Origin of the sequence: Austwickia sp. TVS 96-490-7B (assembly GCF_019331795.1) — a bacterium.
Lineage (GTDB): Bacteria > Actinomycetota > Actinomycetes > Actinomycetales > Dermatophilaceae > Austwickia.
In genome coordinates this window covers 45262-56640 of record NZ_JAHPZL010000003.1, presented here as the reverse complement: position 1 = coordinate 56640, position 11379 = coordinate 45262, and the positions used below count along the sequence as shown (strand labels likewise).

Sequence of the window (11379 nt, the reverse complement as noted above, 5' to 3'; positions counted from 1 at the left end):
ATTGACGGTGCCCCTCAGACACCGCGCACGGGTACCCGGGCCAACAGGTCAGCGAGGACGTCACCGGGGCCACGTCCAGCCAGTTGAGCCTGCCCGGACAGCAAGATCCGATGCTCCACCACCGGGGCAAACAACGCCTGGACGTCGTCTGGGATGACGTGGCCACGATTGGAGATGGCAGCCCGGGCCCGGGCCGCCCGCAGCAGATGCAATGCCGCCCGGGGAGATGCACCCAGGCGAAGGCCGGGGTCCTCTCGTGTCGCCGTGACCAAATCCACGACGTACTCCTTCAACGCCTGGCTGGCATGCACCATCCGGGCGGTTTCCACCGCTGCTTGGACCCGCGCCGCCGTAGCCACTGCTCGCAACCCCTCCAAAGGAGAAGCCTTGCCATGAACGTCCAACATCTCTAATTCGGCGCTGCGCGAGGGATACCCCATCGACAGTCGTGCCATGAACCGGTCCCGCTGCGCTTCAGGGAGCGGATACGTGCCTTCCATCTCCAACGGGTTCTGGGTCGCTACGACGAGGAACGGCGGCGACAACGCATACGTCGTCCCATCCACGCTCACCTGGCCCTCTTCCATGCATTCCAGGACGGCGGACTGAGTCTTCGGTGAGGCTCGGTTGATCTCGTCACAGACCACCACATTGGCGAAGATCGCCCCAGGACGGAAGTCGAACCGATGCAGTGAGGTGTTGAAGATGTTGACCCCGGTGATATCCGAGGGCAACAGATCGGGGGTGAACTGGATCCGGCTCATCGTGCAGTCCACTGCTGCCGCCAGCGCCTTCGCCAATGTGGTCTTGCCCACCCCGGGAACGTCCTCAAGGAGCAGATGACCACCGGCGAGGAGCACGGTCAACGCGGTAGTGACGATGTCGTCCTTGCCCTCCACCACGGTGCTGATAGTGCGGTGAATGTCGCCAGCCAGCGCCGCGACCTCTTCGATGGTGAGCGTGGACTGAGGGGGTGGCTGCGTCGTCGATGGGGTCGTCCCAGGGCGCTCGCGGCGGGGCTGCGGCGAGATGTCGGATCTGCCCTGGTGGACGGGGGAGTACTGGGTGCGCTCCACGAAACCTCCTCGACTGACGTGAAGTCATCTTCCCCCAGATCCGCTCGGAACGATGCGTCCTGGTCGGCGCCGGTCGTCACCGGGGTGTCTGAGGCCTGGGTAGCAGGTGTGACGACTGGGGCCACCGATGGTCTGCTCTGATCGTGCGACGCGCGACACCCCCACTCTCCTCCACCCTTTTGGCCTGCAGTTTTGACAGAACAACGCGGATTTCAGGGGCGCCACATCGTTGACGGTGGAGGAAAGTGGAGTATCGTGGAGGCGTCGGGAGAGCCGAGGGTCTCCACCGCCACTGTGGATCTAATCCAAGGAGGTGAGTGCCGAGTGTTCCTGGGTACTCACACGCCTCGCCTCGACGACAAAGGCCGCTTGATCCTTCCGGCGAAGTTCCGTGAACGGCTGGCCCCAGGTCTCGTGATGACACGAGGGCAGGAACGATGCCTCTACGTCTTCCCCATGGACGAATTCGTCCGGATCACTGATGACCTGCGTGCCGCGCCGGTCACCAGCAAGGTGGTTCGCGACTATCTACGGGTCTTCCTGTCCGGAGCCTCGGACGAGATTCCAGACAAACAAGGTCGGGTCACCATTCCCGCCGCATTGCGTGAGTACGCCGGACTGTCCCGTGACGTGACAGTCATCGGAGCAGGTAGCCGGGTCGAAGTGTGGGATGCCACCGCCTGGGATCACTATCTCGCCGGGACCGAGCAGGCCTTTGCCGACCAGGCCGAGGAGGTGGTCCCCGGCCTGCTGTGACCTACGCACGACATCACGCCGCGGGCGGCGCCGCGACGAAGCGGGCCCTGCCGTGCGGTCCCCTTCCGCATTACCGTCCCGGGATACTTCCCCGATTTCGGGCCGGTGAAGCGGCGAGGGACCGGACGCCAGGGCCCTGCTGTGATTCACCGACATGTCACCGTCACCCCACTCGGGAGACCCCGCACATTTCATCAGCAGCTGATTCGTCTACCATCGAGCGCCCCATCCCGACCCTGAAAGGAGCAGCATGGACATTCCTGCCGCCCAACGGCACCTCCCGGTCATGCGTGACCGGATCGTCCACCTGCTCGCCCCCGCGCTCACCATCCCAGGGTCGGTGTACGTCGACGGCACCCTCGGCATGGGGGGACATGCCGAGGCGATCCTGCAGACCTGCCCTCACGCCCGCGTCATTGGTATCGACCGTGACCCACACGCGTTGGCGCTCGCCGCGCAACGGTTGGCCCCGTACGGCGACCGATTCCTACCGGTACGGGCTCGGTACGACCAGATCGACGAGGTTGTTGCCGACGCTGGCCTGACTGGAGTGCAGGGCGTCCTGCTTGACCTCGGCGTGTCGTCACTGCAGCTCGACGAAGCTGATCGCGGCTTTGCCTACCGTGTCGACGCACCTTTAGACATGCGGATGGACACGGATCTGCCCTTCACCGCCGCTGACGTACTCAACACCTACGACGTCGCTGACCTGGCCAGGATCTTGTCGACGTACGGCGAAGAGCGTTGGGCGTTGAAGATCGCTAAAGCTGTGGCTGCCGAACGCCAGCGTGAGCCGTTCACCCAGTCAGCACGACTGGTGGAGTTATTGCACCGAGTGATTCCTGCCGCGTCACGACGCACTGGCGGACACCCCGCGAAGCGCACCTTCCAGGCGTTGCGGATCGAAGTCAACGGGGAACTTGACTCTCTCGCTGCAGCGTTGCCGGCTGCAGTGGAAGTGTGCGCTACTGGCGGACGGGTGGCAGTGCTGTCCTACCACTCCTTGGAGGACAGGATGGTCAAGCAGGTCTTTGCAGCGGGAACGAGCAGTTCCGCGCCACCGGACCTGCCTGTAGAACTCCCCGAGCACGCGCCCTATCTGCACGCCCTCACCAGGGGCGCGGAAGCCCCGGATGACCAGGAGATCCTGGACAATTCGCGTGCCGCCTCAGCCAAGCTTCGGGTCGTGCAGCGCATCGCACCGACCCCACCGGGTCGCCGACCCACCTCACCCATCGGACGTTCCGGCGGCAGCGCCGCCCACCGGAACCGAGGACGTAAAGGACGATCCCGATGAGTCAGAACGCTGCCGCGCGCGTGGGAGCACGCCGAACGGCGCCAATGCCACGTCAACCTGTGCCGACTCCACGGCCTCGGCTGCGTTTGGTCCCGCCGTTGGCGACACAACGCAGCAACTTTCCGTTCTTGCTGATTTGCTCGTTTGCGTTGACCGCTGGCCTGTTGGGGGTGCTGCTGCTCAACATGTTCCTGTCCCAGGGCTCCTACGAGATCGACCGATTGCAGAAGGAATCCGCTCTGATCACAGACCGGGAGGCGCAACTGCGTGAAGAACTGGACGCAGCGTCCTCTCCGGCCCGTCTGGCCCGAGAAGCCGGAAAGATGGGGATGGTCCCCGGCTCGTCGGTCATCTTCCTCGACCTCGACACCGGCAAGGTCAAGGGGGTGCCAGCGACCGGCGCCCCGTCGAAGCCGATTCGGGTCGTGGACGACACCGGGGCGGCTACTGACACCCAGAGTGTGCCGTCCCCGGGGGCGAACCCGCAGCGTTCACCGTCCGCTCCGGCCGACAGCGCTCCTCAGCGGTGACCTATGCCCACCGATAAACGTCCCCCAGGGAACAACGCCCCCTCTGCGGAATCTAGGCAGTCCGCTTCGCGGGGCCCTTCTGCGACTCCGCACGGTCCGTCAGTCCGGCCGAGTCGCCCCGTGTCCCGTCCAGTCAGGTCCGCGGACGGGGTGACCGCCCATCGCGCGGGGACGAGCGGCCGCGGGCGGCGGTATATGGCGGGTGCATCGGCTCAACTCAAAGCCGGAGTCACACCGGGTCTACGGAATTCACGCCGACGGGCTCGAACACTGTTTTTGATCACCATCGCGATCTTCACAGTTTTTGCGGGTCAGCTGGTCCAGCTGCAAGGGCTCCAAGCCGACAGCATCTCCCATAAAGCGAAAGATTTGCGGCAAGGCACCAAAACGTTGCCAGCGGTGCGTGGTCAGATCACTGACGACGCTGGCGTGGTGATCGCCGCCAGCGTCGAGCGGCGCACCGTGGTGGCCTGTCCCAAGCTCGTCAAGGACTACACCAGGAAGGACGGACCGGGGGGCGTCGAAGGCGTCGCACAACAGCTGTCGCCGTTGCTGGGTGTCCCCGTGCCAGAACTCGTGACGGCGATGACACCTAAAAATGACGCTGACTGCTATCGGGTGATCAAAAAGGGGCTGGAGCCGCTGCAGTGGCGCAAGGTCGCCGAAAAAGAGCTGCCTGGTGTGACATCAGAGACTGCCCAACAGCGCACTTATCCCGCAGGTCCAGCAATGGCTCCGCTGGTCGGATGGGTCGGATCAAATGGTGGTGCGCAGGACGGCAGTGGCGGTGGGCTCGAATTGTTGTTCAACAAGCAACTCAGCGGCACCCCCGGGGCATTGACCGCGGAGTACGCCGCCACCGGCCAAGAGATCCCGATGACCGACCGGCAAGTGCTGCCAGCTGTCCCCGGTCGCAATGTCCGCTTAACCATTGACTCTGATCTGCAATGGTATGCGTACAACGCGGTCGCAGCGCAGGTGAAAGAGTCCAAAGCGGAGTCGGGCTATGTCGTGGTCATGGACAAGAAGGGGCGACTCAAAGCCGCCGCGCAATACCCCTCATTCGACCCGACGAACATCGGTGCTGGCGGGGTGATGGGTGCGCTGCCCTTCCAGGACACCTTCGAGCCGGGTTCAACGGCCAAGGTCATGTCGATCGGCACATCCTTGGATCACGGAGTGACCTCACCGACCACCCAATACGTCGTTCCGGGCGCGCTGGCCAGACCTCAGGTGGACTTCACCATTCATGACGCACATCCGCATGGTGAGCTGAACCTCACCACGACAGGCATCCTGGCAGTGTCCTCCAACATCGGCACCTCAATGATCGCGGAGAAGCTCTCCCCCCAGGTGCTATACCAGGCCCAACGTAACTTTGGAATGGGTGATGTCTCCGCAGCAAACTTCCCCGGAGAAAGCCCCGGAATCATCGCCCGACCCGATCGGATGAGTGGCTCCCAGCGCTACACCGTCATGTACGGCCAGGGCATCTCGACCACCGCTGTCCAAGCGGTCGGAGTCTTCCAGGCAGTGGCCAACGGGGGGATGCGAATTCCCCCGACGCTCGTAGCTGGCATGACTGGCGCAGACGGGACCTTCGCCTCGACACCCACGCCACCTGGGACTCGGGCGTTGAAGCCGGAGACCTCGACCACATTGCTCAAGATGATGGAAAACGTGACCACCGAGGGTGGCACCGCGGTGGGGGCGGAGATCCCCGGATACCGCATCGCGGGCAAAACCGGCACCGCTGACATTCCCGTCAAAGGCGGATATAAGGGAGTCGTGGCCTCCTTCATTGGGATCGCCCCCGCAGACAACCCGGAGCTCATCTGTGGAGTCTTCCTCCGGTTGCCCAATGGCGAAGGCGCTGGCTCAGATACGGCGCCGACGTTCAAGCGGATCATGACCTATGCGCTGCAAAAGATGCGGGTGCCACCCACCGGGGCGACCGCTGAGCCGTTCCCCAACTATTGGGGGCCGCAGGCCTCAAAGAACCAGACGCGGTAGGTTCGTGCGGTGATCAGCGCGCTTCGTCCGCAGGTGCCGCCGTCCTGTTCCCTCGTCGATATCGCGACCTGGGCCGGTGGCACCGTGCTTTGGCCTTCCGTTAAAACTTCCCCCGAGGCCCCGGGTTCCGCTCTCGGGGCAGAAGATTGCTGCCCCGACCCGGATCAGGCACCGGAGACACCGGTGCTGGTGCACGGGGTGTGCCTGGACAGCCGCCAGGTGCGCCCAGGTGACCTGTATGCAGCCCTGCCAGGTCAACACGCTCATGGTGCATCCTTCGCCTCCGCAGCTGCTCATGCCGGTGCGGTGGCCGTGCTGACAGACCAGGCTGGCGCCGATCTTCTCGATCACGCCGGGGTGGAATTGGCCCGGATTGTCGTCGCGGACCCGCGGGCGGTGTTGGGGACAGTTTCCGCGAAGATCTACGGCGAACCTGCCGAAGCCATCTCATTGATCGGGATCACCGGCACCAATGGCAAGACGACAACTGCTTACATCGTGGACGCGGCAGCGCATGCGTTGAGCCGACGTACCGGCCTGATCGGCACCATCGAAACCCGGATCGGCGACCACAGCGTCACCTCGGTGCGCACCACTCCCGAATCCTGCGACCTCCACGCCCTTTTCGCTGCGATGCGCGAAGACCGGTGCGACCTGTGCACCATGGAGGTCTCCAGCCACGCGCTCGCCATGCACCGGGTCGATGGTGCCCGGTTTGACGTGGCAGTGTTCACCAACCTGTCCCAGGACCATTTGGACTTCCACCCCACGATGGAGGACTACTTCGCTGCTAAAGCGTCCCTGTTCACTCCGGAACGGGCGGCGCGCGGGGTGATCTGCGTCGATGACGAGTGGGGCGCTCGTCTGGCCCACGAGACCACCATCCCAGCCTGGACCGTTGCTACCCGACCGGACGCGGCCGGCCCGGCCCAATGGCGGGTAGTGCCCACCGGAGGCGAGCAGGACCCGGATCTGTTTGACCTGGTGGGGCCGGAGGACACCATGCACTTGCGGTCCGCCTTGCCCGGTGATCACAACCGCGCCAACACCGCGTTTGCTGCGTTGGCGCTGAGACATATCGGTGTGTCGACGGCCGAGATCGAAGATGCCCTGGCTCAGGGGGCACGAGTCCCCGGCCGACTCGAGCGGATCGACCTTCCAGCGCAAGCCCCCACGGTGTACGTCGACTTCGCCCACACCCCTGACGGGATCGAGGCGACTCTCGCCACGCTCCGACAGGTCACCGACGGCAAGCTCTTTGTGGTTGTCGGCGCCGGAGGACGACGTGATCGGGGTAAACGTCCGTTAATGGGGGCGGCTGCTGCACGTGGCGGCGACATTGTGGTGGTCACTGACGACAATCCCCGAGATGAGGACCCCGCAACGATCCGCGCTGATGTCGCTGCTGGAGCTCGACAGGCAGGTAGCGCAGCCAAAGGGACCACCGGGGACGTCTATGAGGTGGCCGGTCGTCGAGAAGCGTTGACCTTCGTGCTACAAACCGCCACCTCCGCAGACACGATCGCTGTCCTAGGGCGAGGACACGAGACACAGCAAGAAGTCATGGGGGAGTTCCTTCCCCTCGATGATCGGGTAGCGGTTCGAGAGGCCGCCGCCGCGCTGTGGCCAACGGAGGTGACTGCACGATGATCCCGTTCACCCTGAATGACCTGGCCCGGATCACCGGCGGCACTCTCGGCGGGACCACCGACGGTGACCTCGTCATCGACGGTCCGGTCGTCACCGACAGCAGGGAGGCTGCACCAGGGTCGTTGTACGTCGCCCGGATCGGTGAACACGCCGACGGCCACGACTTCGTGGGTGCGGCGCGGAACCGCGGTGCCGTCGCATCCCTCGTCAGCAAGCCGGTGCCGGACTCGCCGTACCTCCTCGTCCCTGACGTTCAGGAAGCCTTCGCCGCGATCGCCACCGCCGTCATCAAGGGCATCGACGGGCTCCAGGTCATCGGGATTACCGGTTCGTCAGGCAAGACCTCCACCAAAGACGTCATGGCCGCAGTCCTGCAAGAACACGGCTCGACGGTGGCCACGATCGGTTCGCTGAACAGCGAGGTTGGGGTCCCGCTCACCGTCTGTCGCGCGTTACCGCAGACTCAGCATCTCGTGCTGGAGATGGGCGCCCGAGGAGTGGGACACATCCAGTACCTGACTGACATGACCCAGCCGACCATTGGGGTCGTCCTCAACGTGGGCAGCGCTCATGTGGGCGAGTTTGGTGGCCAGGAGATCATCGCGCGAGCCAAAGCCGAGCTGGTGCAAGCGCTTCCTGCCGACGGACTGGCCGTGCTCAACGCTGACGACCCGCTGGTCGCAGCCATGGCGGGCAACACCGCAGCCCAGGTCGTCCTGGTGGGTCGGGGACCTCAGGCTCAGATCCGGGCCGACGACGTGCAGATGACCGACGCTGGGACAGCCCGTTTCACCCTGGTGACCGGCACCGGCCGCGCCTCAGTCGACCTGCAGGTCCTGGGCGAGCACATGGTCGACAATGCCTTGGCGGTCGCCGCGGTCGCCTTGCACCTGGGGATGGATATTCAGGCGGTCGCGAGGGCATTGTCCGCAGCCCGTCTCACGAGTCGGTGGCGGTTGGAACGCCACGATCGACCTGATGGGGTGACCGTCCTCAACGACGCCTATAACGCCAACCCTGACTCGTTGGCTGCGGCTCTTCACACCCTGATCGCGATGGGCCGGGGTCGTCGTACCTGGGCGGTGGTCGGGGAGATGCTGGAACTGGGGGACGATAGCCGCCGGGCACATTACGACTGTGGCGCCCTGGCCGCCTCTGTGGGGGTGGACCGGGTCGTGGCCGTGGGCGATGGTGCCCGTGCCGTGGCCGACGGGGCGTCGACGACATCGGGGACTCCCCGCGTCGATGTCGTACCTGACGTCACGGCAGCTCATCAGCTACTGACCGCCGAACTGGCACCAGGAGACATCGTGTTGTTGAAGTCGAGTCGGGACAGTGGGTTGCGCCTCTTGGGCGATGCACTGGTGGACGGGGAGGCTCCGGCGTGAAGACCGTTGTCGCGGCGGCAGCCCTGGCACTGTTCCTCTCCCTGCTAGGGACTCCGCTCTACATCAAGTTCCTGGTCAAACGGGGATACGGCCAGTTCATTCGGGATGATGGTCCGACCGCCCACAAGACCAAGCGAGGGACCCCCACCATGGGGGGTGTGGTGATCATCACCGCGACCCTGGCGGGCTATTTCGGCGCTCACCTCGCCACGATTCAACGTCCGGACGGCACCATGAACCTGGGGATCACCCGCAGTGGTCTTTTGGTGCTCGGTTTGACCACCGGCCTCGGGTTCGTGGGGTGGCTAGATGACTACATCAAGATCAGCAAGCAACGCAGCCTCGGGTTGCGCTCCGGGCAGAAACTGTTTGGCCAGGTCTTGGTGGGTAGCGTCTTCGCTGCGGTTGCCGCATTGCTGACCGATGTGCGGGGCACCACCCTTGCCTCCATGAAGATCAGCTGGGTGCGGGACATTTCCTGGCTGGACCTGGCGGTGTTTGGTCCGGTGGTCGGGGTCATCCTGTTTGTGCTCTGGGTCAACCTCATCGTCGCTGGCACCAGCAATGGGGTGAACCTCACTGACGGCCTGGACGGCTTGGCGACTGGCGCGTCCACAATGGTCTTCGGCGGGTATGTGCTGATCTCGATCTGGCAGTTCAATCAGGCGTGCTACCCCGTCGCGATGTCCCAGAAGTGCTATGACACTCCCTCGCCGTACGATCTGGCGATTGTGGCGGCGGCACTGGCCGGCGCCTGCTTCGGCTTCCTGTGGTGGAACGCATCCCCGGCGAAGATCTTCATGGGTGACACCGGGTCGTTGGCCTTAGGTGGGGCGCTGGCTGGCTTAGCCATCATGACCCGCACCGAACTCCTCGTCATCCTGATGGGGGGATTGTTCGTGATCATCACCTTGTCGGTGATCATCCAGGTGGCCAGCTTCAAGATGACTGGTAAACGGGTCTTCAGAATGGCTCCCTTGCAGCACCATTTCGAGTTGCTCGGATGGCACGAGGTCACCATCGTGATCCGGTTCTGGATCATCGCGGGTGTCTGCGCGGCGCTGGCGTTGGGGCTCTTCTACGCCGAGTGGATCGCAGGAGGAGTGGGATGAGTACGTCGTACGAACCCCGAGCGGGCCTGACCTGTCGGGAAGCCGACTGGTCGGGGTTGCGGGTGCTCGTCGCCGGGTTAGGCGTGTCAGGTTTCGCTGCCGCTGACGCACTGCTGGAACAGGGCGCGACGGTGATCGTGGTCGACGCCGCCGAGGCACCTGCGGCGGACGATGAAGGACCTTTGGCAGGCCGGATCAAGATCCTGGAGATCCTGGACGCCGACGTGCGGATGGGACCCGAGCAGGTCCGGTCGTTGCCGTCCGAGATCGATCTGGTGGTCACCTCTCCTGGGTGGCGTCCTGATCATCCGTTGCTGGTGGAGGCCGCTGATCGGGGCATCCCGGTGTGGGGTGAGGTGGAACTCGCATGGCGGATGCGGCCGCGTGTGGGGGCTGCGCCGTGGGTGACAGTCACCGGCACTAACGGCAAAACCACGACGGTGCAGATGACCGTGGACATCCTCCGCGCTGCCGGCAAACGAGCGATTGCGGCCGGGAATGTGGGGACCCCCATCATGGAGGCGGTGCTCGACCCCACGGCGTACGACGTCATCGTGGTGGAACTGTCCAGCTTCCAGCTGCATTGGCAGCGGTCATTGTCGCCGTTGGCAGCGGCCTGTCTGAACGTGGCACCAGATCACGTGGACTGGCATGGGTCGTTTGAGGAGTATGTCCGGGCTAAGGCTCGGATCTACGAGAACACGCAGATCGCGTGCATTTACAACGTGGACGACTCGCGCACCGAGCAGATGGTCCAGGACGCCGACGTGGTGGAAGGCTGTCGCGCGATCGGGTTCACCCTAGGGGTGCCTGGGCTGTCGATGGTGGGTCTGGTCGACGACGTTCTGGCTGATCGGGCGTTCGTGGAAGAACGGCGCACCTCGGCGGCTGAACTGGGAACTCTTGCCGACCTGCAGGTGGGTACTCAGGCTCCAGCTCCGCATTACGTCGCCAATGCGCTGGCAGCGGCTGCCTTGGCCCGAGCGGCTGGGGTGCCGGCGGTAGCGGTGCGGGACGGGTTGCGGGGGTTCCGCCCTGACGCCCATCGGATCGCGGAAGTCGCCACCGCTGAGGGAGTCACCTGGGTGGACGATTCGAAGGCGACGAATCCTCATGCCGCTGCTGCGTCATTGGCGGCGTACCCCTCGGTGGTCTGGGTCGCCGGTGGTCAACTCAAAGGCGCAGACGTGGACGACCTGGTGCGTCGGCGTGCGGATCGGTTGCGCGGAGTGGTTCTGATGGGTGTCGACCGGGACCAGATCGCCACGGCATTGGCCCGACACGCTCCTGATGTGCCGATCGTCGACATCGACTCGACAGACAATGACGTCATGGATCTCGTGGTGCAGGCTGCAGCTGAGATGGCGCAGCCCGGTGACGTGGTGTTGTTGGCCCCCGCTGCAGCGTCATTGGACATGTTCGCCCATTACGGCGTGCGCGGTGATGCTTTTGCCGCTGCTGTACGTCGGCACCTTGAACGGTCCTGCTGAACGGTGGCGCGAGGTGGTGGTCCCGGCCCTGCCGGTGTGCAGCGGGTGGCTCCAGGTCGGAGGACCA

The 11379-nt window shown here is 64.5% G+C and carries 9 protein-coding genes; 8 read left to right on the top strand and 1 reads right to left on the bottom strand.

From position 1 onward, the window contains the following. Positions 1–14: 14 nt before the first annotated feature. Positions 15–1076 carry an AAA family ATPase gene (locus KEM60_RS02860; protein WP_370626265.1) on the bottom strand — a complete coding sequence of 354 codons (1062 nt, stop codon included), beginning with the start codon at positions 1074–1076 and terminating at the stop codon, positions 15–17. Between the two features lie 324 nt (positions 1077–1400). Between KEM60_RS02860 and mraZ the strand changes: the two genes are divergently transcribed. The 8 genes from mraZ to murD all read left to right on the top strand — a co-directional run bounded on the left by mraZ (position 1401) and on the right by murD (position 11312). Next, a complete protein-coding gene (gene mraZ / locus KEM60_RS02855) occupies positions 1401–1832 on the top strand; it encodes a division/cell wall cluster transcriptional repressor MraZ (RefSeq protein ID WP_219106010.1) in 432 nt (143 codons plus the stop codon). Positions 1833–2082: 250 nt separating this feature from the next. After that, complete coding sequence (gene rsmH, locus KEM60_RS02850; RefSeq protein WP_219106009.1) at positions 2083–3129, top strand: 16S rRNA (cytosine(1402)-N(4))-methyltransferase RsmH; 1047 nt, start codon at positions 2083–2085, stop codon at positions 3127–3129. Beyond that, entirely contained in the window at positions 3126–3659 is a 534-nt protein-coding gene (locus KEM60_RS02845; protein WP_219106008.1) for a hypothetical protein, read from the top strand. Before rsmH ends, KEM60_RS02845 begins: the two co-directional genes overlap by 4 nt. A gap of 150 nt (positions 3660–3809) precedes the next feature. Then, positions 3810–5672 carry a penicillin-binding protein 2 gene (locus tag KEM60_RS02840; RefSeq protein ID WP_219106007.1) on the top strand — a complete coding sequence of 621 codons (1863 nt, stop codon included), beginning with the start codon at positions 3810–3812 and terminating at the stop codon, positions 5670–5672. 9 nt (positions 5673–5681) lie between these two features. Beyond that, a complete protein-coding gene (locus KEM60_RS02835) occupies positions 5682–7322 on the top strand; it encodes a UDP-N-acetylmuramoyl-L-alanyl-D-glutamate--2,6-diaminopimelate ligase (protein WP_255574174.1) in 1641 nt (546 codons plus the stop codon). Further along, positions 7319–8710 (top strand): UDP-N-acetylmuramoyl-tripeptide--D-alanyl-D-alanine ligase, encoded by a 1392-nt coding sequence (gene murF, locus KEM60_RS02830; RefSeq protein WP_219106006.1) that lies wholly within the window; start codon positions 7319–7321, stop codon positions 8708–8710. The genes KEM60_RS02835 and murF overlap by 4 nt, the downstream gene beginning before the upstream one ends. Continuing rightward, positions 8707–9822: a phospho-N-acetylmuramoyl-pentapeptide-transferase gene (gene mraY, locus KEM60_RS02825; RefSeq protein WP_219106005.1), complete on the top strand. Its 1116-nt coding sequence runs from the start codon at positions 8707–8709 to the stop codon at positions 9820–9822. The genes murF and mraY overlap by 4 nt, the downstream gene beginning before the upstream one ends. After that, positions 9819–11312 (top strand): UDP-N-acetylmuramoyl-L-alanine--D-glutamate ligase, encoded by a 1494-nt coding sequence (murD, locus tag KEM60_RS02820; RefSeq protein WP_219106004.1) that lies wholly within the window; start codon positions 9819–9821, stop codon positions 11310–11312. Before mraY ends, murD begins: the two co-directional genes overlap by 4 nt. Positions 11313–11379 lie beyond the last annotated feature (67 nt).